This window comes from Streptomyces pactum, from assembly GCF_016031615.1.
GTDB classification, from domain to species: Bacteria; Actinomycetota; Actinomycetes; order Streptomycetales; family Streptomycetaceae; genus Streptomyces; species Streptomyces pactus.
Genome location: NZ_JACYXC010000001.1, coordinates 6,236,121 through 6,259,194 on the forward strand (window position 1 = coordinate 6,236,121; position 23,074 = coordinate 6,259,194).

Below are 23,074 nucleotides of genomic sequence, written 5' to 3' on the forward strand. Positions count from 1 at the left end.
GGTGAGCGGACCCGCATCGAACGGCGATCCGGACGTGGTGCACGTGTCGCGCGCGCAGCGGGCACTGGACCGCTGGGCACGCGAGTACCCCGACCGGGCCGGGTTCATCGGCGCCGACGGCCGTGAACTGACCTGGCGTCAGACGGCGGTCGCGGTACGCACCCTGGCGGGGCGGCTCCGGGACGCCGGCGCCGGGGCGGGGGACCGGGTCGCCGTCATGGCCGGCCGGTCCCGCCACGGGCTGGCCGCTCTGCTGGCGGTCCGGGCGAACGGCTCCAGCGCGGTGCTGCTCGACGAACGGCACCCGGTGGAGCGGCTGCGCTGGACGGTGCGGGACGCCGGCTGCGTGGCCCTGGTGTCCTCCGAACCGGAGGCCGCGGCCGTGGGCCTGCCGGTGATCGGCACCACCGGCTCGGAGACCACCGCCGACGTCTCCCCGCCGGACGGCCCCGGGGACCGCCCATGGGCCCGGACCGAGCCCGGCGCCGAGGCGTACGTCGTCTACACCTCGGGCACCACCGGGCGCCCCAAGGGGGTGCGGATCGGCTCCGCCGCGCTGGAGAACCTCCTGGCCGGTGCCGAGACGCTGGGCTACCGGCCGGGCAGCCGGGCGGTCTGTGTGGTCTCCCCGGGCTTCGACGGGTGGCTGTGGTCGGTCCTCACCCCGTTCGTCAACGGCGTCACCTCCGTGGTGATCGACACCGCGGCCGGGAACGTGGAACAGGCACTGGCCGACCGGTACATCGACAACCTCTGCATGACCCCCACCCTCTACGCCGCGATCGAGAAGCTGCCGGCGGTCGAGGTGGCCGTGGTGGCCGGCGAGCGCTGCCCGGACGCCCTGGTCGCCCGGCTCCGGGAGCGCGCCGACCGGGTGATCAACGTGTACGGTCCGACCGAGGCCACCATCGCCGCCACCATGGCCGACACCGCCCGTGGCGACGACCCCCGCACCATCGGCCGTCCGCTGCCCGGCTACACCGTCACCGTGGTCGACGGAGACCTCGGTGAGGTCGCCCCCGGCACCACCGGCGAGGTGCTGATCGGGGGTGCCGGGGTCGCCCTCGGGTACGTCGGCGCGGCCGCGGACACCGACCGGTTCGTCGAACTCGGCGGGGTCCGCCACTTCCGCACCGGCGACCTGGGCACGCTCCGTGCCGACGGGCAGCTGGAGTGCCTGGGCAGGATGGACAACCAGGTCAAGGTGGGCGGCTTCCGCACCGAGCTGGAGGAGATCGAGAGCATCGCCTGCGAGGTGCCGGGCGTGGACCGGGCGGTGGCCTACCTGCGGGGCGACCCGCCCACCCTCGCGGTGGCCGTGCGGACGGCACCGGGCACCGGCCTGGACGACGGGCTCCGCCGGCGGCTCGCCGCCGCGTTCGCCGCCCGGCTGCCGCGGCAGCTGTGCCCCACCTTCACCCACCGCATCGCCGAGGTCCCGCTCGAACCGACCGGCAAGGTCGCGCGCCGCGAGGTGGCCGCGCTCGGCGACGCCGAGCAGGCCGGCCCCGGCGGCACCCGGTCCGGCCCCGCGGGCGGGGTCCTCGACGGTGTGCTGGACGCCTGGAGCGGGGTGTTCGGGCAGAGCGTCGCCGAGGACGCCGACTTCTTCGCCATCGGCGGGCACTCCCTGCTCGCCGCCCAACTGGCCTCCCGCATCGAGGCGCACCTGGGGATCACCGTGTCGATCACCGACGTCCTCACCACCAGGACGCCCGGCGCGCTGGCCCTGCGGATCGAGGAGATGAGACAGGCGTGACGTATCTGCGACCCTTCACCGCGGCCGGCGTGGGCACCGCCGGAACGGTGGTGGTCTTCCCGCCGTCGGGCGCCGGCTGCCTGCGCCTGCGCTCGGTGGTGCCGGCGCTGCCGCCCGGAACGGGACTGCTGGGGGTCCAGCTGCCGGGGCGCGAGGACCGGCTGCCGGAGCCGGCGGCAACGAGCCTGGCCGAGGTCGTCACCGCCGTCGCCGCCGAACTGCGCGCCTTCGCGCCGCCCGGGCCGCTCGCCTTCCTCGGCATCAGCCTCGGCGCGGTCATCGCCTACGAGGTGGCCGGAGACCTCGCGGACGCGGCGCCCGCCGCGCTGGTGGTGGCCGCGGCCCGGGCACCGGAGTACTGGAGCGGCTACCCGGCGGCCGACCCGCCCGCGGCGGAGGTCGCCGCCCTGCTGCCGCCCGAGGTCCGCGACTCCGCCCTCGCCCCGTACGCGCTGGCCTCGATGCGGGCGGACCTGCGGCTGATGGCCGGCTACCGGCCCGCGGCCGCCCCGCTGGACCGTACCTGCCTGCGGACGGTGTCCGGCGCCCGCGACGACATCGCCACCACCGAGCAGATGTCCGGGTGGCGGCAGCGGGCGACCGACTTCCGCGGACACCGGGTGGTGGACGCCGGTCACCACGCCTTCATGGACGGGGACGTGCTGGCCGGGCTGGTCACGGAAGCCGCCGCCCAGGCGTCCGCGGAACGGGCCTCGACGGAACGGGCGTCCGCGGAACGGGCCTCCGTGGACCGGACGGCCACGGAACCGGCGGCTACGGAATCGGCGGCCGTGGGAGCGGCGGCCACGGAACCGGCGGTCGCGGAGCGGGCGGTGCGCGGATGAGCCCCCGGACTGCACCCGACCTGTTCGCCCCCGGACTGTTCGAGGGCACCGGCTTCTACGAGGCCTTCCGGTGGTACCGGACCCACGACCCGGTGTCCTGGCAGCACCCGGCCGGCGAACCGGAGGGCTTCTGGAGCGTCACCCGGTACCACGACGTGGTCTCCGTGCACCGGGACACCACGCGGATGAGCTCGACCAAGGGCATGCGGCTCGGCTCCACCGAGGCCGCCGTCGCCGCGGTCGCGAACAAGATGCTCATCGTCGCCGACCCGCCCGACCACACCCGGATGAAGCGCGTCCTCATCCAGCCGTTCTCGAACGAGGTCCTCAACCGGGCCGAGAGCTACGTGGAGAAGGTCGTCGCCGACGTCGTGGAGACGGCCGTCCGGCACCCGGAGCCCGACCTGATCACCCACCTGGCCCGGATACCCACCGACGTCATCTGCGCGATCATGGGGATACCCCGCGCGGACTGGGAGTGGATCGGGCACAAGACCACCGAGGCCTTCGAATCCCCCTCGGAGCTGAGCCGCATCACGGCCAACGGCGAGATCTTCAAGTACTTCAGCGACCTGGTGCGGGAGAACCGGAGAACCGCCGCCAACGACTTCATCAGCGGGCTCACCGCCGGGTCCGGCGACCACCGGCTGACCGACGAGGAACTGGTCTTCAACCTCAGCGGCATCCTCGCCGGCGGCAACGAGACCACCCGGTACACGCTCGCCGCGCTCACCCACCAGCTGGCCCTCCACCCCGACCAGTGGCACCGGATCGCCCGCGGGGAGGTGGACCCGGCCGTCGCCACCGAGGAGGGGCTGCGCTGGTCGGTGCCGGGGATGCACGTGATGCGCACCGCGACCGAGGAGGTCCGCATCGGCGACGCCCGCATCCAGCCCGGCCAGCGCGTCGTGACCTGGATCGGCTCGGCCAACCGGGACGAGGAGGTGTTCGACGACCCCGACACGTTCGACGTCGGACGGACCGGCAACCGGCACCTGAGCTTCGGCGCCGGCCGCCACGTGTGCCTGGGCAGCCGGCTCGCCCGGCTGGAGGTCACGGCCTACCTCCGGACGCTGCGCGCCACGGTGACCTCGATGACGCTCAGGGACGAACCCCGCTACAACGGCTCCAACTTCACCTGGGGCCTCAACGAGCTGCCGGTGGTGTTGCACGCATGACGGATCCGACCCCCACCCCGCACGTCCGCGCGGTGACCGTCACCCTGCCCGGCGAGGTGTTCCACGACGAAGGTGCCGACGCCGCCGCGATCGGCGCCCACGGCGGCCGGGCACGGGAGATCGGCGAGGAGCTGACCCGCGCCGGTTACGACGTGCAGACCGTCCGGCTGTCCGCCCCGGCGCTGGACGGGCCGACGGACCGCGACCGCCTCGCCGCGCGCGCCGCCGACCTGGCCGAGGGGTGCCGCCGCGCCGGTGTGGGCAGCGCCTCGCTGGCCGCCCTGCGCCCCGCCGCGCTGGCGAAGCTCGACCCCGGTGACGTCGCGGAGGTGCTCACCGGGCACCCCTCGCTGTTCCTGGCCGTGGTGGTGGCCGGTGACGCCGGCGTGGACGAGGCCGCCGTCGAGTTCAGCGGGGCCCTCGTCCGGGAGCTGGCGCGGCGCGACCCGGAGGCGAACTTCCGCTTCGCGGCCGTCGCCAACCTCGCCCCCAACGCCCCGCTGTTCCCCGGGTCCTTCGGTGACGGCGGCCCCGCCGGGGTGAGCGTGGGACTGCAGTCGGCCGGCACCCTGCTGGCCCGCGCCCGGGCGGACCGCCCCCGGGACCCGGCCGCGGCGACCCGGCTGACCGCCGCGTGCCTGGGGGAGGAACTGGCGGCCCTCGCCCGGCTGCTGGAACCGTTTGGTCGTGCGCGGGGACTGCGGTTCCACGGGTTCGACCCCTCACCGGCCTGCGCGCCGGACGCCAGCATCGGGGAGTTCCTGGAGGTCGCCGGCGGCATCCGGTTCGGTGCTCCGGGCACGGTCGCGACCTGTGCCGCGGTCACCGCCGGCATCCGGTCGGCCGGCCACCCCACGGTCGGGTACGCGGGCCTGATGCTCCCGGTGCTGGAGGACCCGGTGCTCGCTCGGGCCTGGCAGGAGGGCCGGATCGACGCCGACTCGGTGCTGGCGTACTCGTCGGTCTGCGGCGCCGGACTGGACACGATCCCGCTGCCCGGGACGACCCCGGACCGCGAGGTGGTCGCCCTGATCCGGGACATGGCGGCGCTCTCGGCGCGGTGGGGCAAACCGCTCTCGGCCCGTCTGATGCTCGCCCCGCCCGGCTCCGACCCGCGGCGCACCACGTTCCGGGCGGAACAGATCATCAACATCGCGTACCCGGCCCCACCGTCGCCTGACGCCTGACGCCTGACGCCTGACGCCTGACGCCTGACGCCTGACGCCTGACGCCTGACGGCCGGCGTCCGGCCGCCGGGCCGGCCGGCGCCCCCGTGCGCGGGCCGGCGGGGTCCGGCGGGGTCCGGTCCGGCCGGACCCGCACCACGGGCCGGTTTCCCGGCGTGGTACGGCGGCCCCGCGCCCGCGCTCGCGACGGCTCGGTGACGGGGCCCGGCGGCGGCCGGTACGGCCCGGCGGGCGGGGTGGCCGGGCATCGGCGCGGTGCGTACCGCCGGGGCCCGGCTCCGGGGCCGGCCCGGGTGGCGCGAGGGCGGGGATCAGGCGGAGGCCGCGGTGAGTTCCGCCAGTTCGTCGGTGGTCAGGTCCAGTTCCGCCATGGCGAGCAGCGCCGACAGCTGCTCGGTGTTGCGGGCGCTGGCGATGGGGGCGGCCACGGTGGGCCGGGCGGCCAGCCAGGCCAGCGCCACGGTGGCGTGCGCCACGCCCCGCGCGGCGGTGATCCGGTCGAGGGCGGCGAGGACCCGGCGGCCGCGCTCGGTCTCCAGGTGCTTGGCCGCGGAGTCGGCGCGGTAGCTGTCCACCTCCGCGCCCGGGCGGTACTTGCCGGTGAGGAAGCCGGACGCCAGGCCGAAGTACGGCACCGCGCCCAGCCCGTGGCGGGCGGTCACCTCGGCGAGGGGACCCTCGTAGGTGTCGCGCGAGACCAGGTTGTACTCCGGCTGGACGGCGACGTACCGGGCCAGCCCCTCCGCGTCGGAGAACTTCAGCGAGGCCTCCAGCCGCTCCGCGGAGAGGTTGGACGCGGCGATCTCGCGGACCTTGCCGGCCTTCACCAGCCCGTCCAGCGCGGTGATGATCTCCTCGACCGGCACCGACGGGTCGTCGAAGTGGGTGTAGTACAGGTCGATGTGGTCGGTGCGCAGGCGGGCCAGCGACTCCTCGGCCCCTTCCCGGATGGCTCGGGCCCTCAGACCGCGCCGCTCGGGGTAGCCGCCGCCCACCTTGGTGGCGATGACCACCTCGGAGCGGTTGCCGCGCGCGGCGAGCCAGTCGCCGATGACGGTCTCCGACTCGCCGCCCCGGTGCCCCGGGGCCCAGGCGGAGTAGATGTCCGCGGTGTCGATGAAGTTGCCGCCGGGGGCGGTGTAGGCGTCCAGCACCGCGAAGGAGTTGTCCCGGTCGGCCGTCCAGCCGAAGACGTTGCCGCCCAGGCAGAGCGGGTGGACCTCCAGGGAGCCGAGCCGCCGCCGAGCGGTCCCGCCCGTGCCGCCGGACGGGCGGGGTGCCGGGTCGCCGGGCCGGCCGGCGTGGGTGTGTGTCGTACTGTCGGACATGAGTGGTGGAACGTGACGGGCGGCCGGAACGTTCCCGCCGGCCGGCCCTTTTCCGCGCGCCGGCATCGTCCCGGCAGCGGTGCTCGCCGTCCCGGACGCGCTCACGGTGTCCGGGAGCCCCGCGGCCGGGAACCGTGCGGGGGCGGCCCCGGGGCCGGGGCCCCGAGGCTCCGTGTGCCGTCCGCCGTCCTCGCCGTCCTTCGTCCGTTGTCCGCCGTCGGCCGTCCGCGGGCCGGAAGCCGTCCGTGATTGTCGGCAGCCGTCCGTGGGCCGTCGGCAGCAGGGTCAGCCGGTGCCCAGGCGCCAGGCCCGGTCGTCCAGCGCGTATCCGTACTCCGGCCGACCCACCGTGCCGCTGGTCCGGAACGGCCGCCCGCCGTCGTCGATCCGCACCGTGCCGCCGCGGTCGCCGCTGGTCCAGTCCAGCTCCAGGTACCACTCGCAGTCGCAGCCGGCGGTGCGGGCGTTGACCAGCAACACCTCCGGGTCGGTGTCGGAGACCCGGTACGGGAACCGGACGGCGGGCAGGGTGTGCTCGCCGTCGAAGCCGTCGGTGGGGCGGGCCAGCGGACGGTCCGCGTCCAGGTTCACCGAGAAGGCGCTCGGGGTGAGCGCGCCGCCGCAGCCGTTCTCCATGGCGAACGACGACCAGGGCAGCGGTGCGCGCCGTCCGACCACCCGGACGTGCAGGTCCCGCAGGACGACCGCGGACGGGCCCCGGCCCCGCACCGTCACCTCCACGTTGGTCGTCCCACCGTGCACCGCGCCGTGCGCCGCCGCCCAGGCGGCGGCGTCCTGCTCCACCGGCGGGGGCGCGACCCGGGTGGCCGGGCGGTCGATCAGGTAGCGGTGGTCGCAGCCGTTCTCCCAGACGTGGGAGCGGACACTCACACCGAGCGGGGTACCGGTGCCGGCGTCGCCGCCGGGCCGGGCACCGCCCACCGGGCCACCGGAGGGCCGGCCGGTGGCGGAGCCGGACGGCGCCGGCGTGCCCTCCGGCCGGTCCGTGGCCCGCTCCCGGGCCCCGTGCCGGACCTCCCGCTCCGCGTCCCCGGCGCCGTCCCCCTCGCCGCCGCGGGCGTCACCGGAGGGCCGTGCCCGCGGGGCGCCGGACGCCCCGGCCGCGGGCTCGGACGCCCGTGACGACGACGGGGCGGCGGCGGTCTCCGGCCGCCCGCCCCCGGAGGACGGGCGTACCTGGGCGGCGGTCACCGCCAGGACCAGCGCCGCCGCGGCACCCACCGAGACCGCCCAGGCGAGTCCGGTACGGCGGCCGGCGCCCCGGGCGGCGAACGCCGCGGCGGCCACCGGACCGGGCCGCCCCAGGGCATCCGCCGGGTACGGCCCGGGTCGTGCCTCCGGGCCCGCGGCGGCCCCGGAGGGCGGGAGCCGGTCGGCGCGCGGGGCGCCGGGGGCGGCCTCAGCGTCCGGCTGGCCCGGCACGGCTTCCGGTCCCGCCTCCGGGGACGGGTGCCCCGGCGTGTGCCGGCCCGTGCCGATGCCGCCCGGCTCCACGGGAACGGCCTGGGGCTGACCGGGCGTCACCGTGCGCCGGTCACCGGCCGCACCGGCTCTACCGGCCGCATCGGCTGTACCGGCCGCACCGGCTGTGCCGTCCGTGCCGGCCGTGCCGGCCGGCATCCCGGGGGTGCCGGGAGCGGCTGTCGGGCCGGTACCGGGGTCCGTGCCCTCCCTGCGGTTCCCGCCGACCGCGCCGTCGCCCGGGTGCGTACCGGCGGTCGCGCCCGTACCCCGGCCCGCGGCCCCTGCGGCCCCGCCCGTCGCCTTCTCCGTACCACTGCCGCCACCGGCGCCGTCACCGTCGCCCGGGCCGTCGCCCGGGTCCGTACCGGCGGCCACGTCCGTAGCCCGGCCCGCGGCCGTCCGGCCCGGTGCGGTGCGGCGGGCCGCGTCGGCGAGCAGCCAGTACCGGTGCAGGCGGATGCGTTCCTCGGCGTTCGCACCGCACAGCAGGGCCAGCCGCTCCACCCGCCCGAACTCGGCGGGCACCGCCTCACCGCTGCAGTAGCGGTGGAGGGTGGACGTGGACATGTGCAGACGTTTCGCCAGAAAGCCGTAGCTGCGCCCCGAACGCTCCTTCAGCTCGCGCAACGACTCCGCGAACCGCTCGACCTCTCCGCTCCCCACGAAGCCTCCCCCTCGTCCCGATCACCGGCCGGGCATCCTCCCGGCGACAGCGTTCCGCGTCCCGTCCCGGCGTTCCAGGGTGCTGCCGTTTCCCCACGTCAGCGTACGTGGAACCGTTCCGGCGTCCCGTCCGAACCGGCCACCGTTGCCGGGCCGGACGGTGCCGGACCAAGGTGGGGGACGTACCGCCGCGACCGTTGCGGCGGACCGGAGAGACGGGGAACACCCATGCACCTGCGCAAGTACACGACCCGTGCCGCCGCGGTGGCGGTCACGCTCGCCGTGGCGGCCGGCACGGCCGTCGCCACCACCGGTGCCGCACACGCCGGCGGCAAGCGTCCGCAGCCCGTGCGGACCGCACAGAGCGCTCCGGCGTTCCTGGTGCCCAAGGAGCTGCCGCCGCACCCGGCTTCCGACTGGTACGCGGGGGACGTGACGAAGGGGCTGCCCGAAGCGGCCTTCTGCGTGGCGAACTCGCTGCCCACCACCGGCTCCTCGCACCGCATGTTCTGGACCGAGTACGACACCGGCGCCAACCAGATCGTGGTGCGGACCGGCAGCGCGGCCGCCGCCGAGAAGCTCGCGGCCGCGGTCGAGGCCGGCATCCGCCGGTGCGCGGCCGACTACCAGCAGCAGTACCCGCAGTCCACCGCCTCCTGGCGGGACTACGGCACGCTGCCCGCCGAGGACGGGGCGCACGTCTACGGGGTCCACACCTCGCAGCCGGAGTCCGAGCCGGGCATCCACCTGTTCGGGGTGGGCCGCGACGGCCGGACCGTGACGGTCGTCAGCTGGGGGCAGATGGGCGACTACACCCACGCGCCGGTGACCGAGTTCCGGCACACCACCACGACCGCGGTGGTCAAGCTCTTCCCCTGACCGCGACCGCGGTCGTGACGGTGCGGCGGCCCCGGCCTGGAGGCGTTCCGGGCCGGGGCGCCGGTGCCGCCCGCGGCGGCCCGCCGCCCCCGCCGGTGGCGGCGGGTGCGCCCCGCGCCCCCGCGTGCCCGGGCCCCGGTCTCCGGCGGTCGGGACGCGCGGGGGCGCGCCGCCGTCCGCCGGCCGGGCCGGCGCGGTGCCGCTCACACGTCCCGGAGCAGTGCGGCCAGATCCACGTCGAGGTCGAGATGGCCGCCCTCGCAGCCCTCGGCGACGAGCTCGTAGGAGCGGCCCAGGAAGCGCCGCAGGTCACCGGTGTCGAACTGGACCATGGCCACCCCCTCGGGGGCGTGGAACTCCAGTACCGTCCGGTCCCGGCCGCAGGGCCACACATGGACATCGCCCCGGCCCGCGGGCCCGCGCAGCCCGGCGGCCAGCAACTCCCTGCCGAAGGTCCACTCGACCCGGGAGCCGTCCAGGGAGGCGGCCGGCGGGAAGGAGACCCGCACCGCGAAGGGGTCGCTCCGCGCGTAGCGCAGGCTCGCCGGGATGGCACGCGTCTGCGGGGCGGACGCGATGAGGCGTGCCTGGACGGCTTGGTCGATGACGGTGGACATCGCCGGCTCCCTATGCGATCTGATGGTGCGGACCCTTGCCTCGCTTCGACGGGTTAGACGCCCCGGCCGGGGCGCCCGTGCACCGCGGCTGTGTGTGACCTGCCTCACTCCGGCGTGGCGCGGTGGACATGTACGACATCGGCCCGCCGATCGTGTCCGTCCGTCGCCGGCCGTCGTCAGTCCGTGACGCGGCTGCGGTTCTTGTACGCCAGGCTCAGGTATTCGGGGTGGCGTGCCATCCAGCCGGAGATGAACGGGCACACCGCCAGCACCTCCAGCCGCTGCTCCCGGGCGGCGTCCAGCGCCGACCGGGCCAGGGCCGAACCGATGCCCTGCCCCTCGAAGGCGGGCTCGACCTCGGTGTGGACGAAGGCGATCAGATCGGGGGTACGGATGTACCGGGCGAAACCGGCGAGCACCCCGTCGACCCGGGCCTCGAACCGCTGCGCCTGAGGCGCGTCGCTGACCGTGAGTGTCATGCGGCGGGTCTCCTCGCTCCCCCTGCCGGATGAGCTCCCCCTGCCCACGATAGGAAGCCCGGCGGGTTGCCGCGATTCGGGCGCCCAGCCGGCTTCCGGCCCTGTGGTGCCGGTTTCCGTCCCGTGGTGCCGGCTTCCGTCCTGCGGTGCTGGCTCGGCGCCCCGCGGGCCGGCTCCCGGCCCGCGGCGCCGGTCCCCGTCCTCCCCGGGGAGCCGCGCGCCGTCCCGCCCGGCCCCGGTCCCGCGGGTCACGGCCGCTGCTCCGCGGGAGCCGGTCGCCGCGGGTGCCGGCCACCGCCATCCATGGACGGGGCCCCGCCGATGGGCTAGCTTCCCGCTCACGAGACGCACGGGGTCCGTGAGGCCGGAGGGGTTTCCGGGGCCGGTGGGTTCGGCCGCGCCGCGGGCCAGGTGGGCCCGCACGGCCCGTACGGCCCGCACAGCCGGTGGGTGCTGGGGCCGGCAGGGCCGGTGGTACCGGCCGGGCCGTCCTGCCGCACCGGCACGGAACCGGCCCGGTCCCCGGCCCCGGCGGGCCCCTGGCTCCGGCCGGCCGCCGGGACCTCCGGCCGATGGCACGGACGCCGGGTGAGACCGCCCCCGCGGGAGCGGGGGCAGGAGGGTGGGAGGCAGTGGAGCGCACGAGGAGCACACGGCGGGGGGAGCGGCGGGCCCCGGAGCGGGTACCGGGCAGCCGGCCGGGAGGAGGCCGGGCGGGCCGGCGGCGGGCCGGGCCGGGGGCGCGGGGTTCCCGGCTGTGGTTCGCCGGGCTGCTGGGCGCCGTACTGACCTGCGCCGCCGCGGCCCCGGCCGGTGCCGGCACGCGCGCCGCGGAGCCGGACGGACGCCCGGCGGCGCACACCGCCGGCGCACCGGACGGCCCGGCCGGCCGGCTGGACTGGGCACCGAAGGAGACCGCGAGCGACGCACGGTTCCGGGGGCTGGCCGCGGTCAGCCGCTCCACCGCCTGGCTGGCGGGCTCCGGCGGCACCGTGCTGCGCACCGTGGACGGCGGGCGCCGCTGGCAGGACGTGTCCCCGCCGGGCACCGAGGGCCTGGAATTCCGCGACGTGGAGGCGTTCGACGCCCGGCGGGCGGTGGTGCTCGCCATCGGAGAGGGCGAGGCGTCCCGGGTGCTGCGGACCGACGACGGCGGTGCCACCTGGCGGGAGACCTTCCGCAACCCCGACCCGCGGGCCTTCTACGACTGCATGACCTTCTTCGACCGCCGCCACGGGATCGCACTCAGCGACCCGGTCGACGGCCGGTACCGCATCCTGTCCACCCGGGACGGGGGCCGCAGCTGGCGGGTGCTGCCGTCGGACGGCATGCCCGCCGCGCAGCCGGGCGAGGCCGCGTTCGCCGCGAGCGGCCAGTGCCTGGTCAGCCAGGGCGGCCGGCACGCCTGGATCGCCACCGGCGGGGCCGCCACCGCGCGGGTGCTGCACTCCGCCGACCGGGGACTCACCTGGACGGTCGCCCCGGCCACCGTGCCGGCGGGCGATCCGGCGCGCGGGGTGTTCGGCCTCGCCTTCCGGGACCCGCGGCACGGCATCGCGGTGGGCGGCGACTACCGGGCCGGGCAGCCCTCGCCGGACGCCGCCGCGGTGACCTCCGACGCCGGCGCCCGCTGGACGGCCGCCGCCCGCCCGCCGGCCGGGTACCGCTCCGGGGTCAGCTGGCTGCCGCACAGCCGGACCACCGCCCTCGCCGTCGGCCCCACAGGCACCGATGTGACCACCGACGGCGGACGCACCTGGCGCCCGTTCGACGACGGCTCCTACGACACCGTGGACTGCGCCGCCGACGGCGGCTGCTGGGCGGCCGGGGAACGCGGCCGGGCCGCCCGGCTGGAGCCGTCAGGACGGTAGCGTCTCGCGGTACGCGGCCAGCTCCGGGGCGGTCTTGGTGGCCACGAACTCCACGATGCGGTAGGCACAGACACCGGCGATGACGAACGGGTCGGTCTCCGTCATCCGCTCGATCTCGGCCCGGTCCTCGGCCACCGCGACGAGCACCCCGCCGTCCCGGGGCTCCTTCCGTCCGGACGCCAGTACGCGGCCGGCCGCGTACTGCTCGTCCAGCCAGGTCACATGGTCCTCAAGGGCGGCATCGACGCGCTCCAGGGGAGCGGTGTAGGTCAGTTCCAGGATGAACATGGGATCACCGTACGCCCCGGGGCGTAGCGCCCCGGCGGCGGTCGCCGGCACCCCGGCGGTACCGTGGGCGGCGTCATGATCGAACAACCGGCCGTGATCCGGCCCCCCGAGGACTGGCCGACCACCGAGGCCGCGGCGCTGGCCGTGCAGGACCGGCTCCGCGGTCTGGTGGTCCGCGACGGCGGCGGGCCGGCCCCGGGCACCGGCACCGTGGTCGGCGTCGATGTGGCCTACGACGACGACCGCGACCTGGTCGCCGCCGCGGCGGTGGCGCTGGACGGCGGCAGCCTCCGGGTCGTGGAGACCGCCACCGTGGTCGGCCGCGTCTCGTTCCCGTACGTGCCCGGGCTGCTGGCATTCCGGGAGATCCCCACCGTGCTGGGCGCCCTGGAGCGGCTGCGCCGCACCCCCGACCTGGTGGTCTGCGACGGCTACGGCGTCGCCCACCCGCGCCGCTTCGGCCTCGCCAGCCATCTGGGGGTGCTGACCGGGCTGCCCACCATCGGCGTCGCCAAGAACCCGTTCACCTTCCGCTTCACCGCGCCCGGTCCCCGGCGGGGTGACGCCGCGCCCCTCCTCGACGGCGACGAGGAGGTCGGCCGGGCGCTGCGCACCCGGGACGGTGTCAAGCCGGTCTTCGTCTCGGTCGGCCACCGGGTCGGCCTGCCGGAGGCCTGCGCGCACACCCTGTCGCTCGCCCGCGACTACCGGCTGCCGGAGACCACCCGGCGCGCCGACGCGCTCTGCCGGCAGGCACTGCGGGAGATCTGACGGCCTGCCACCCGCCGGGCGCCGCGGCACCGCGGGGGCCCGCCACCGGGCCGTCGGGGCCGGGCCCGACCCGGGCGCCCACCGGGCGACAGGGGCACGGCCGGATACCGGTGGGGGCGCGGGCCCGGTGGCGCCCGCCCCGCCGGCGGCCCGTGGATCGCGTGGCCTGGCGGTTCGCGGCCCGTGGCCGGTCCGGCGGCCCGAACCCCCGATGACCTCCGTCCCGCCGGCGGCCGGCCGGTGACCCGGCACGTCCGCGCATCCGTACATCCGTACTCCGTCGTTCGCACGTCCGGCGGTGAGACGGCGTCCCGGTGTCCGGTGGCGTCCGGAGGCCGGGGGCTCTCCGTACGGGCCCGGGGCCGAAACATCCGTCGGCCCCGGCCATCTCGGCGTACGGCGGCGGGCCCGGCCGGCCGGACCCACGGCGGCATCCCGGCGTGCCGGGCGTACGGCCCCGGGCCGGCCGGTCACGACGTACCGGGCCGCCGGACCGGCCGTCCCGGCGCACGGACCGGCCCCGCGCCGGCGGGCAACCGGGCCGGAAGCCCCGTCCGGCGCCGCATCCGATCCGGGTCCGGCCGAGGCATCCGTACCCGGCCCCGCGCCGGCGGCATCCGCGCGCCGGGCGGTCAGCGGGTGGCGACGGTCCGGAAGGTCAGGCCGGCGCGGACCAGCCGCCCGGTGAGCGCCTCGCCCATCGCCGTCGCGGTGGTCACCTGTCCCGCGGTGCCGGGCAGGTCGTCGAAGGCCAGGCAGAGCGCCGACTCGGCGAGCATCTTGGCGGTCTCGTCGTACCCCGGGTCCCCGCCGGACACCTCGGTGATCACCCGGCGGCCGCCGCCCTCGCCGGAGAAGCGGACCGCGAACCAGCTCCGCGCGCGGCGCGCCTCGTCGGGACCCTCGCCGGGGCCGAGCCGGGCGGACAGCCACCGGCGGGCCGGGGGCAGCTGCGACAGGGCGAACAGCGCCCCCAGGCCCGCGGCGGCGCCGGCCACCGTCGGCAGCCGCTGCACCACCACGTGGTGCGTGTAGCGGAAGTCCGGGCCGTAGCGGTCCAGAGCGGCGGCGGACCGGCCCACGATCTGCGGGTCGAGGGTGGGCATCGGGACCGCCCACGCCCCCAGGTCCCGGCGGCGGTGCAGGGTGCCGGCGGTGGCGCACACCCGTCGGCCGGCCGGCGCCGGCTCGTGGCGCCGGCGCTCGCGGCCGGTGCGCACCATGCTCACCGGCCGCGCCATCGCGTTGAGCACCGAGGCGAAGGTGCCCCCGGAGAAGGCCGCGTCGGCGCGGACGAAGCCGGCCACCCGCAGCGGCACCCCCTCCGGCAGCAGTCCGACCGTGTAGTGCACGCCCAGGTCGTGGGGGACCGAGTCGAACCCGCAGGCGTGCACGAGCCGGGCACCGGAGCGGCGGGCCCGCTCGTGGTGCCGCAGGTACATCAGGTCCACGAACTCCGGCTCGCCGGTCAGGTCCACGTAATCGGTGCCGGCCTCCGCGCAGGCCGCCACCAGCGGTTCGCCGTACCGCAGGTAGGGCCCGACGGTGGTGGCCACCACATGGGTGCCGGCGGCGACCGCCTGCAGCGAGGCCGGGTCGGTGGCGTCGGCGTGCAGCAGCGGCGGCCCGTCGAGCCCCGGGTGCCGCTCGGCCAGCCGGTCCCGCAGCCGCTCCAGCTTCGCCCGGTTCCGGCCCGCCAGCGCCCAGCGCACCCCCGCCGGGGCGTGTGCCGCCAGGTACTCGGCGGTCAGTGCGCCGGCGAAGCCGGTCGCGCCGAACAGCACGATGTCATGGGCCCGTTCGCCCCGGTCCTCACGTCGCCGCATGCCCGTCCTCCCGCAGGATCTCCGATGGGTCGCGCGCCACCCTAGGGCAGCGGCTCCGCCGGGCGCGGGGAAAAGCGGGGGTGCGCCGTGCCGGCTCCCTTGACACACGGTCCGGGCTGGGAGACATTTCGGCAGACATGGGATGTCCGATGTCCCATGTCCTGTTTGACCTGGTATCCCGGTCGAGTACCCGCGTGGCCGTGACGGCCCGTCCGGGCGGCCGCCCCCTCGCGGGAGCCGGCCGCCCGGAGCCGGGCCGGCCGCGGCGCGCACGCCCGCACCTCGTCAGAAAGCCGGTCCCGATGTCCCCCACGCGCCTCCCGGTCCCGCTCCTCGGTGTCGTACCGCCGCTGTGCACCCCGCTCACCCCCGCCGGGGAGATCGACACCCGCTCCCTGACCGCGCTGGTGGAACGGGTGGTCGTGGCCGGCGCCGGCGGGGTGTTCGCCCTGGGGTCCAGCGGCGAGGCCGCCTACCTGGACGACGCGCGGCGCCGCACCGTGCTGGAGACGGTGTGTCAGGCGGCGGCCGGCCGGGTGCCGGTGCTCGCCGGGGTCATCGACATGACCACCGCCCGGGTGGTGGAGCACGCCCGCACCGCGGCCGGCTGCGGGGCCGACGCGCTGGTCGCCACCGCCCCCTTCTACACCCGCACCCACCCGGCGGAGGTCGCCGACCACTTCCGGCGGATCCGGGACGCGGTGGACCTCCCGCTGTTCGCCTACGACATGCCCGCCTCGGTGCACACCAAGCTCACCGCCGGCATCCTCGTCCCGGCGGTCCAGGACGGCACCCTGGCCGGCCTGAAGGACAGCAGCGGCGACGAGGGGGCGCTGCGCCGGCTGCTGGTCACCCTGCGCGGCCTGGGCCTGGATCGGACGTTCACGGTGCTCACCGGCTCCGAACTCGCGGTGGACGGCGCGCTGCTGGCGGGGGCGCACGGGGTCGTGCCCGGGCTCGGCAACGTCGATCCGCACGGCTACGTGCGGCTGTACGAGCACGCCCGCGCCGGCCGCTGGCGCGAGGCCGCGGCCGAACAGGACCGGCTCGCCCGGCTGTTCGGGATCACCGCCACCGGCGACCCGGCGGTGATGGGCGGCAGCTCCTCGGCGCTGGGCGGGTTCAAGGCCGCGCTCCACCTGCTGGGGGTCATCGACTGCCCGGCCACCGCGGCCCCCCAGGTCCCACTGGGGGACACCGAGCGGGCCGCGGTGCGCCGGCTGCTGAAGGACGCGGGACTGCTTGCGTGACGTCCGTCCGGCCCCGGCGCCCGCGCCGCCGGCCGGCCCGCACCGGGAGGGAACGGATATGACCGGAGCGCCGGCGGAACCGCCGGTCCGCTGGTACCGGCAGGTGTCCGGCCGGCAGTGGAAGGCGATGTTCGCCGCCTGGGTCGGCTATCTGCTGGACGGCTTCGACTTCGTGCTGATCACCCTGGTGCTCACCGAGATCGCCGACGAGTTCGACCTGAGCACCGCTCAGGCGGCGAGCCTGGTCTCCGGCGCCTTCGTCACCCGCTGGCTCGGCGGGGCGGTGCTGGGCGCGCTGGGCGACCGGTACGGGCGCAGGGCGGCGATGGTCACCAGCATCCTGCTGTACTCGCTGGGCACCTTCGCCTGTGGTTTCGCCTGGGACTACACCAGCTTGTTCGTGGCCCGGCTGGTGATCGGCACGGGGATGGCGGGGGAGTACAGCGCCAGCGCCACCTATGTGCTGGAGAGCTGGCCGGCCCGGCTCCGCAACCGCGCCTCCGGGTTCCTGATCTCCGGCTACGCCGGCGGCACGATCCTCGCCGCCGAGCTGTACAAGTGGGTCGTGCCGCACTGGGGCTGGCGGTGGATGTTCTACCTCGGCGTGGCCCCGGTGCTGGTCGCGCTCTGGGTGCGGCGGGCACTGCCGGAGGCGGCCGACTGGAGCGCGGCGGTGGACACCCGGCGGGCCCGCCCGAACCCGTTCCGGCCGCTGTTCACCGGGCGGCTGCGCGCCGGGGTCAACACCGCTCTCGCGGCGGCCGCGAGCGCCGCGCTGTTCTGCGTCTTCACCCCTGTGGGGGCGGGGCTGCGATGGCCGCTGTCGGTGCTCGCCGCGGGCGCGCTGCTGGCCTTCGCGGCGCAGCTGGGCGGCCCCGGGGGCCGGGTGCTGTACGTGGCGCTGACCGCCACGGTGTTCTGCGCGTTCCTCTACAGCTGGCCGATCCAGGCGCTGCTGCCCACCTATCTGAAGACCGAACTCGGCTATGCGCCCGCCGAGGTCACCGACGCGATGTTCTACGCCGGGTTCGGCACCATGGCCGGCTGCTGGCTGGCCGGTTTCGTGGGTGACCGGATCGGCACCCGGCGCGCGTACGCGGTGACCCTGGCCGCCTCGCTCGCCTTCGTCTTCCCGGTCTTCGCGGTACGGGACGCGCCGGTGGCGCTGGGCGTGCTGCTGTTCTTCCTGCTCGCGCTGAGCCAGGGGATCTCCGGGGTGCTGCCCCGGTACATCGCCGGGCACTTCCCGGTGGAGACCCGCGCCGCGTCGCTGGGCTTCGTCTACAACACCGGGGCGCTCGGCGGCGCGGTCGCGCCGGTGCTCGGCGCCCACCTCGCCGAGGGCATGTCGCTGGGGCGGGCCCTGGCGGTGCTCACCTTCGGGCTGACTGTGGTGGTGATCGTGCTGGTCGGGGCGGACGTGCCGCGACGGTTGGCCCGGTGGGCCGGCGGGCCGGAGACCGGCGACCACCTGGTCCCCTCCCGGCCGTTGTCGGTGCCCCCGGATACGGTGGAGGACCGGACGGAACCGCGCGGCCCGTGACGCCCGCGGAGCCGGCGCGCGCGGGCCCTCGGGGGGTCCGTACGCGGGACGGGCGCGGTGTCCCGTACGCCGGGACGCGGTGTCCCGTGCGCCCGGGCGCGGTGTCCCGTGCGCCGGGGGTGCGGCGCGCGCCGTCCTCCGTCCGGTACCGACGCACAGGGTGGAGGACGCATGGCCGCGACAGCAGACCCGCTCGCCGTACGGGAACAGGTGCGCGCCTTCGCGCTGGGCCTGCCCGGGGCGGTGGAGGAGTTCCCCTGGGGGCAGAGCGTCGTCAAGGTCAACAAGAAGATCTTCGTCTTCCTGGGAGCCGAGGAGGGGGCCGGGCCGCCCGGCATCACCGTGAAGCTCACCGCCGAGGAGGCCCACGCCCACGCCATGGCGGCGCCGGGCGCCCGCCCCACCGGGTACGGGCTGGGCCGCGCCGGCTGGGTGACGGTGCCGCTCGGCGACGGCGCGCCGCCCGTGGACCTGCTCCGCGACTGGGTCGAGGAGAGCTACCGGACCATCGCTCCCAAGCGGCTGTCCGCCCAGCTCGACGCGGGCTGACCGCCCGGCACGCCGGGCCTGTGCCGGTTCGTCGGACCGGCTGGTGGTGTGCGCGGCCCTGCGCCGGTGTGCCGGGCCCTGTGCCGGGGCGTCGCAGCCCGCTGGTGGTGCGTCCGGTCTGCTGCCGGTGCGTCGGACCGCCGACGGTGCGCGGGGCCCTGCGCCGGTGTGCGGGGCCCTGCGCCGGTGTGCGGGGGCCTGTGCCGGCGCGCCGTGCCACCGCCCGCCCGTACCTTTCTTCCGCCCCGGCGGTCTCCGTGTCGCCGCCGGCGCACCGTCCCCGGCATCCCGTGTCCGCCTCCGGCGGGCCGGTGTCCGGCGGTGCGCCCGCGTCCGGCCGTGCGCCGGTGTCGTCGTGCGCCGGTGCCCGGTCGCGGCCGGTCGCGCGGCGCACCCGCCCGTACCCCGCCCCGTGTCCGCGCCGGGCGCCCGCCGGAGTGCCCTGCCCGCCGTGCCGGCCGCGCGGCCGGACGGTCCGCGAGTCGGCCCGTACCCCGCCCCACCCTCGCGCCCGCCCCCGGCCGGACGGGCCCCGTCCCCCCACTCCGTCGCGCGCCCTGCCGGGCCCCGTCCGCTCCCTGCCGGGCCTGTCCCGCCGGGCCCCGTCCGCCCCAGGCCGGGGCCGGGGCGCCGGGACGACGCGCCCCGCCGCAGCGTCGCGTACCCGCGCGTCCCCTCCGGGCCTCCGCACCTCCGCGCGCTCCCGTGCGCGCCCCGCTTCCGGCCACCGGGGCCACCGCTGTCCGCCAACTCCCGCCCGGGGCTTGTGCCGGCCGTGGCCCGTTCTTAGCATCAGCGGTGTTACAGCAGTAGTGTCATAAAGAACGCGAGGCGCCGGGCATCCGGCCGGCCGCGACGAGGTTGGGGGCTGGATGGCGGCGACGGGACAGGGCCCGCTGGCCGGGGTGCGGGTGGTGGAGCTGGCCGGGATCGGACCCGGGCCGTTCGCCGCGATGCTCCTGGCCGACCTGGGCGCGGACGTGGTGCGGATCGACCGGCCCGGCGGTCCGGGGCTGCGGATGGATCCGGACCGGGACATCACCAACCGCAACAAGCGGTCGGTGCTGCTCGACCTGAAGAGCCCGGCCGGGGTGGCCGCGGTGCTCGATCTGGTGGAGCGCGCCGACGTCCTGGTGGAGGGCAACCGGCCCGGTGTCACCGAGCGGCTGGGGGTGGGCCCGCGGGAGTGCCTGGAGCGCAACCCCGCCCTGGTCTACGCCCGGATGACCGGCTGGGGCCAGGACGGACCGCTGGCCGGCACCGCCGGCCACGACATCGGCTACATCGCCGTCACCGGCGCGCTGTCCATGATCGGCACCTCCGCCGAGGAGCCGCCCGCGGTGCCCGCGAATCTGCTGGGCGACTACGCGGGCGGCTCGCTGTACCTGGTGGTCGGGGTCCTCGCCGCCCTGCACCACGCCCGCGCCACCGGCGCCGGCCAGGTGGTGGACGCCGCCATCGTGGACGGCACCGCCCACCTGACCGCCATGATCCACGGGATGATGGCCGCCGGGGGCTGGCAGGACCGCCGGGGCGCCAACCTCCTCGACGGCGGCGCGCCGTTCTACGGCAGCTACCGCACGGCGGACGGCGGTTACATGGCCGTGGGCGCGCTGGAGCGGAAGTTCTACGCCGAGTTCATCCGGCTGCTGGGCATCGAGGACCAGGTACCCGCCCGGGAGGACTTCGCCCGCTGGGACGAGCTGCGGGCCGCGGTCGCCGCCCGCTTCGCCACCCGGACCCGGGCCGAGTGGACCGAGGTCTTCGCGGGGTCGGACGCCTGCGTGGCACCGGTGCTCTCACTGCGCGAGGCGCCCGGGCACCCGCACCTCGCCGCCCGCGCCACCTTCGTGGAGCACGCCGGTCTCACCCAGCCCGCCCCCGCCCCGCGCTTCAGTGCCACCCCCACCGCGGTGCGCCGGCCGCCCGCGCGGCCCGGCGCGCACGCCGCCGAGGTGGCCGCGGACTGGGGCGTGCCGACCTGCCCGCCGCCGGACCGGCCGCCCCCCGACGGCACCGCCGGGCCTGCCCCCCGTCACCGGCACCGCCGCGCCCGCGGGCCCCCACCGCCCCCGCCGACCCCTCGCACCGAGACGGAGACCGAACGATGAAGCGCGACCTCTACACGGCCGAGCACGAGGCGTTCCGCGAGACCGTCCGCACCTTCCTCGCCAAGGAGGTGCTGCCGCACCACGAACGGTGGGAGCGGGAGGGCGTGGTGGACCGCTCCGCCTGGCTCGCGGCCGGCCGCCAGGGCCTGCTCGGCCCCGGCGTGCCGGAGGAGTGGGGCGGTGGCGGCGTGGCGGACTTCCGGTACCACGCGGTGATCTCGGAGGAGTTCGCCAAGGCCGGCGCCTCCGGGCTCGCCATCCCGCTCCACAACGACGTCATCGGCCCCTACCTCACCTCGCTCGCCACCGACGAGCAGAAGCGCCGCTGGCTGCCCGGCTTCTGCTCCGGCGAGCTGATCACCGCCATCGCCATGACCGAGCCCGGCGCCGGCTCGGACCTCCAGGGCATCCGCACCACCGCCGAGGACCGCGGCGACCACTGGGTGCTCAACGGGTCCAAGACCTTCATCTCCAACGGCATCCTCGCCGACCTGGTGATCGTGGTCGCCAGGACCACCCCCGAGGGCGGCGCCCACGGCACCAGCCTGCTGGTGGTCGAACGCGGCATGGAGGGCTTCGAGCGCGGCCGGAACCTCGACAAGATCGGGATGAAGGCCCAGGACACCGCCGAGCTGTTCTTCCACGACGTCCGGGTGCCCAAGGAGAACCTGCTGGGCGACCTGCACGGCGGCTTCATCCACCTGATGAACAACCTCGCCCAGGAGCGGCTGTCCATCGCCACCCTCGCGGTGGCGGTGGCCGAGCACCTGCTGGAGATCACCACCGGATACGTGAAGGAGCGGGAGGCGTTCGGCCGCCCGCTGGCCAAGCTCCAGCACATCCGGTTCGAGATCGCCGAGATGGCCACCGAATGCGCGGTCACCCGCACCTTCATCGACCGCTGCATCGCCGAGCACACCGCCGGCGGCCTGGACGCGGTGCACGCCTCGATGGCCAAGTGGTGGGCGACCGAACTGCAGAAGCGGGTCACCGACCGCTGCCTGCAACTCCACGGCGGCTACGGCTACATGACCGAGTACCCGGTCGCCAGGGCGTTCACCGACGGCCGCATCCAGACCATCTACGGCGGCACCACGGAGATCATGAAGGAGATCATCGGCCGCTCGCTGCTCTCCTGACCCCTGCCTCTGACCGCCCGGGCCTGCCGCCCCTGCCTGGGGCCCCTGCCGCGGCCCACCGAAGCCGCCCGCTCGTGAAAGGCTCACCGTGACCACCGAAGCGTACGTCTACGACGCCATCCGCACCCCGCGCGGGCGCGGCAAGGCCAACGGCTCCCTGCACGGGACCAAGCCCATCGACCTGGTGGTGGGCCTCATCCACGAGATCCGCCGCCGGTTCCCCGCCCTGGACCCGCGGGCCATCGACGACATCGTGCTCGGCGTCGTCAGCCCGATCGGCGACCAGGGCTCCGACATCGCCAAGATCGCCGCGCTCGCCGCCGGCCTGCCCGACACCGTCGCCGGTGTCCAGGAGAACCGCTTCTGCGCCTCCGGGCTGGAAGCGGTCAACCTCGCCGCCGCCAAGGTGCGCTCCGGCTGGGAGGACCTGGTCCTCGCCGGCGGGGTGGAGTCCATGTCGCGGGTGCGGATGGGCTCCGACGGCGGCGCCTGGTTCGCCGACCCGATGACCGCCTACGAGACCGGCTTCGTGCCGCAGGGCATCGGCGCCGACCTGATCGCCACCCTCGGCGGATACTCCCGGCAGGACGTGGACGCCTTCGCCGCCCTCTCCCAGGAGCGGGCCGCGGCGGCCTGGAAGGACGGCCGCTTCGACCGCTCGGTGGTCCCCGTCCGCGACCGCAACGGCCTGGTCGTCCTCGACCGCGACGAACACATCCGCCCGGGCACCACGGTGGAGACGCTGGCCGGGCTCAAGCCGTCGTTCGCCGCCATCGGGGACGCCGGCGGCTTCGACGCGGTGGCGCTGCAGAAGTACCACTGGGTGGAGACGATCGACCACGTCCACCACGCCGGCAACTCCTCCGGACTGGTGGACGGCGCCGCCCTGGTCGCCATCGGCAACGCCGAGGTCGGGGAGCGCTTCGGGCTCACCCCGCGGGCCCGGATCGTCTCCGCCGCCGTCACCGGGAGCGAACCCACCATCATGCTCACCGGACCCGCCCCCGCCACCCGCAAGGCGCTCGCCCGGGCCGGGCTGACCATCGACGACATCGACCTGGTGGAGATCAACGAGGCGTTCGCGGCCGTGGTGCTGCGCTTCGCCGACGACATGGGCCTGAGCCTGGACAAGATCAACGTCAACGGCGGCGCGATCGCCATGGGACACCCGCTCGGCGCCACCGGGGCGATGATCCTGGGCACGCTCATCGACGAACTGGAGCGCCGCGAGCAGCGGTACGGCCTCGCCACCCTCTGCGTCGGCGGCGGCATGGGCATCGCCACCGTCATCGAACGTCTCTGACCG

The 23,074-nt window shown here is 76.4% G+C and carries 19 protein-coding genes; 13 read left to right on the forward strand and 6 right to left on the reverse strand.

The window, feature by feature from the left end:
- Nucleotide 1: 1 nt before the first annotated feature.
- From IHE55_RS24630 to IHE55_RS24645, 4 genes are read left to right on the forward strand one after another with little or no spacing between them, the layout of a single operon-like run.
- Complete coding sequence (locus IHE55_RS24630; RefSeq protein ID WP_197991021.1) at nucleotides 2-1,759, forward strand: non-ribosomal peptide synthetase; 1,758 nt, start codon at nucleotides 2-4, stop codon at nucleotides 1,757-1,759.
- A complete protein-coding gene (locus IHE55_RS24635) occupies nucleotides 1,756-2,604 on the forward strand; it encodes a thioesterase II family protein (RefSeq protein ID WP_197991022.1) in 849 nt (282 codons plus the stop codon). Before IHE55_RS24630 ends, IHE55_RS24635 begins: the two co-directional genes overlap by 4 nt.
- The gene (locus IHE55_RS24640; RefSeq protein ID WP_197991023.1) at nucleotides 2,601-3,782 is read left to right on the forward strand and encodes a cytochrome P450; all 1,182 of its coding nucleotides are present in this window, start codon (nucleotides 2,601-2,603) and stop codon (nucleotides 3,780-3,782) included. The genes IHE55_RS24635 and IHE55_RS24640 overlap by 4 nt, the downstream gene beginning before the upstream one ends.
- Nucleotides 3,779-4,969 carry a DUF711 family protein gene (locus tag IHE55_RS24645; protein WP_197991024.1) on the forward strand — a complete coding sequence of 397 codons (1,191 nt, stop codon included), beginning with the start codon at nucleotides 3,779-3,781 and terminating at the stop codon, nucleotides 4,967-4,969. Before IHE55_RS24640 ends, IHE55_RS24645 begins: the two co-directional genes overlap by 4 nt.
- A 311-nt stretch (nucleotides 4,970-5,280) precedes the next feature.
- Here the strand turns inward: IHE55_RS24645 and IHE55_RS24650 are convergent, their stop codons facing one another.
- Both IHE55_RS24650 and IHE55_RS24655 read right to left on the reverse strand, forming a co-directional pair.
- Nucleotides 5,281-6,297, reverse strand: coding sequence for an aldo/keto reductase (locus tag IHE55_RS24650; protein ID WP_197991025.1), 1,017 nt, complete (start codon nucleotides 6,295-6,297; stop codon nucleotides 5,281-5,283).
- 285 nt (nucleotides 6,298-6,582) lie between these two features.
- Complete coding sequence (locus tag IHE55_RS24655; protein ID WP_197991026.1) at nucleotides 6,583-8,445, reverse strand: transcriptional regulator; 1,863 nt, start codon at nucleotides 8,443-8,445, stop codon at nucleotides 6,583-6,585.
- Nucleotides 8,446-8,673: 228 nt separating this feature from the next.
- Between IHE55_RS24655 and IHE55_RS24660 the strand changes: the two genes are divergently transcribed.
- On the forward strand, nucleotides 8,674-9,324 hold the full coding sequence (locus IHE55_RS24660) for a hypothetical protein (protein WP_197991027.1): 651 nt from the start codon (nucleotides 8,674-8,676) through the stop codon (nucleotides 9,322-9,324).
- Between the two features lie 203 nt (nucleotides 9,325-9,527).
- Here IHE55_RS24660 and ssgD read toward each other — a convergent pair whose 3' ends face one another.
- Together ssgD and IHE55_RS24670 are read right to left on the reverse strand one after the other, a co-directional pair.
- Nucleotides 9,528-9,941, reverse strand: coding sequence for a spore wall synthesis regulator SsgD (ssgD, locus tag IHE55_RS24665; RefSeq protein ID WP_197991028.1), 414 nt, complete (start codon nucleotides 9,939-9,941; stop codon nucleotides 9,528-9,530).
- Between the two features lie 176 nt (nucleotides 9,942-10,117).
- Nucleotides 10,118-10,420 (reverse strand): GNAT family N-acetyltransferase, encoded by a 303-nt coding sequence (locus IHE55_RS24670; protein WP_197991029.1) that lies wholly within the window; start codon nucleotides 10,418-10,420, stop codon nucleotides 10,118-10,120.
- Nucleotides 10,421-11,175: 755 nt separating this feature from the next.
- Here IHE55_RS24670 and IHE55_RS24675 point away from each other — a divergent pair.
- Nucleotides 11,176-12,291 (forward strand): WD40/YVTN/BNR-like repeat-containing protein, encoded by a 1,116-nt coding sequence (locus IHE55_RS24675; protein WP_197992229.1) that lies wholly within the window; start codon nucleotides 11,176-11,178, stop codon nucleotides 12,289-12,291.
- On the opposite strand, the gene IHE55_RS24680 is transcribed toward IHE55_RS24675, so the two are convergent.
- Complete coding sequence (locus IHE55_RS24680) at nucleotides 12,280-12,579, reverse strand: YciI family protein (protein ID WP_197991030.1); 300 nt, start codon at nucleotides 12,577-12,579, stop codon at nucleotides 12,280-12,282. The genes IHE55_RS24675 and IHE55_RS24680 overlap by 12 nt on opposite strands.
- Before the next feature lie 75 nt (nucleotides 12,580-12,654).
- On the opposite strand from IHE55_RS24680, the gene IHE55_RS24685 reads away from it, so the two are divergent.
- The gene (locus IHE55_RS24685) at nucleotides 12,655-13,350 is read left to right on the forward strand and encodes an endonuclease V (RefSeq protein ID WP_197991031.1); all 696 of its coding nucleotides are present in this window, start codon (nucleotides 12,655-12,657) and stop codon (nucleotides 13,348-13,350) included.
- A 632-nt stretch (nucleotides 13,351-13,982) separates the two neighbouring features.
- Here IHE55_RS24685 and IHE55_RS24690 read toward each other — a convergent pair.
- Complete coding sequence (locus tag IHE55_RS24690; protein WP_197991032.1) at nucleotides 13,983-15,176, reverse strand: saccharopine dehydrogenase family protein; 1,194 nt, start codon at nucleotides 15,174-15,176, stop codon at nucleotides 13,983-13,985.
- 302 nt (nucleotides 15,177-15,478) lie between these two features.
- Here IHE55_RS24690 and IHE55_RS24695 point away from each other — a divergent pair, with 302 nt between their 5' ends.
- From IHE55_RS24695 to IHE55_RS24720, 6 genes are all read left to right on the forward strand, one after another.
- Entirely contained in the window at nucleotides 15,479-16,426 is a 948-nt protein-coding gene (locus IHE55_RS24695) for a dihydrodipicolinate synthase family protein (RefSeq protein WP_197991033.1), read from the forward strand.
- A gap of 58 nt (nucleotides 16,427-16,484) precedes the next feature.
- Nucleotides 16,485-17,969, forward strand: a complete 1,485-nt coding sequence (locus tag IHE55_RS24700) for a sialate:H+ symport family MFS transporter (RefSeq protein WP_197991034.1) — start codon at nucleotides 16,485-16,487, stop codon at nucleotides 17,967-17,969.
- A 171-nt stretch (nucleotides 17,970-18,140) separates the two neighbouring features.
- Complete coding sequence (locus IHE55_RS24705) at nucleotides 18,141-18,518, forward strand: MmcQ/YjbR family DNA-binding protein (RefSeq protein WP_197991035.1); 378 nt, start codon at nucleotides 18,141-18,143, stop codon at nucleotides 18,516-18,518.
- Between the two features lie 872 nt (nucleotides 18,519-19,390).
- Entirely contained in the window at nucleotides 19,391-20,629 is a 1,239-nt protein-coding gene (locus tag IHE55_RS24710; protein WP_197991036.1) for a CaiB/BaiF CoA transferase family protein, read from the forward strand.
- Nucleotides 20,626-21,768 (forward strand): acyl-CoA dehydrogenase family protein, encoded by a 1,143-nt coding sequence (locus IHE55_RS24715; RefSeq protein WP_197991037.1) that lies wholly within the window; start codon nucleotides 20,626-20,628, stop codon nucleotides 21,766-21,768. The genes IHE55_RS24710 and IHE55_RS24715 overlap by 4 nt, the downstream gene beginning before the upstream one ends.
- An 88-nt stretch (nucleotides 21,769-21,856) precedes the next feature.
- Nucleotides 21,857-23,071, forward strand: coding sequence for an acetyl-CoA C-acetyltransferase (locus IHE55_RS24720; protein ID WP_197991038.1), 1,215 nt, complete (start codon nucleotides 21,857-21,859; stop codon nucleotides 23,069-23,071).
- The last annotated feature ends 3 nt before the right edge of the window (nucleotides 23,072-23,074 follow it).

Excerpts from the sequence above, each read along its gene's own strand:
- IHE55_RS24640 (WP_197991023.1), top strand. The coding sequence starts at position 2,601 with ATGAGCCCCCGGACTGCACCCGACCTGTTCGCCCCCGGACTGTTCGAG.
- IHE55_RS24690 (WP_197991032.1), bottom strand. The coding sequence starts at position 15,176 with ATGCGGCGACGTGAGGACCGGGGCGAACGGGCCCATGACATCGTGCTG.
- IHE55_RS24715 (WP_197991037.1), top strand. The coding sequence starts at position 20,626 with ATGAAGCGCGACCTCTACACGGCCGAGCACGAGGCGTTCCGCGAGACC.
- IHE55_RS24685 (WP_197991031.1), top strand. The coding sequence starts at position 12,655 with ATGATCGAACAACCGGCCGTGATCCGGCCCCCCGAGGACTGGCCGACC.
- IHE55_RS24710 (WP_197991036.1), top strand. The coding sequence starts at position 19,391 with ATGGCGGCGACGGGACAGGGCCCGCTGGCCGGGGTGCGGGTGGTGGAG.
- ssgD (WP_197991028.1), bottom strand. The coding sequence starts at position 9,941 with ATGTCCACCGTCATCGACCAAGCCGTCCAGGCACGCCTCATCGCGTCC.
- IHE55_RS24645 (WP_197991024.1), top strand. The coding sequence starts at position 3,779 with ATGACGGATCCGACCCCCACCCCGCACGTCCGCGCGGTGACCGTCACC.
- IHE55_RS24650 (WP_197991025.1), bottom strand. The coding sequence starts at position 6,297 with ATGTCCGACAGTACGACACACACCCACGCCGGCCGGCCCGGCGACCCG.
- IHE55_RS24680 (WP_197991030.1), bottom strand. The coding sequence starts at position 12,579 with ATGTTCATCCTGGAACTGACCTACACCGCTCCCCTGGAGCGCGTCGAT.
- IHE55_RS24700 (WP_197991034.1), top strand. The coding sequence starts at position 16,485 with ATGACCGGAGCGCCGGCGGAACCGCCGGTCCGCTGGTACCGGCAGGTG.
- IHE55_RS24705 (WP_197991035.1), top strand. The coding sequence starts at position 18,141 with ATGGCCGCGACAGCAGACCCGCTCGCCGTACGGGAACAGGTGCGCGCC.
- IHE55_RS24695 (WP_197991033.1), top strand. The coding sequence starts at position 15,479 with ATGTCCCCCACGCGCCTCCCGGTCCCGCTCCTCGGTGTCGTACCGCCG.
- IHE55_RS24660 (WP_197991027.1), top strand. The coding sequence starts at position 8,674 with ATGCACCTGCGCAAGTACACGACCCGTGCCGCCGCGGTGGCGGTCACG.
- IHE55_RS24670 (WP_197991029.1), bottom strand. The coding sequence starts at position 10,420 with ATGACACTCACGGTCAGCGACGCGCCTCAGGCGCAGCGGTTCGAGGCC.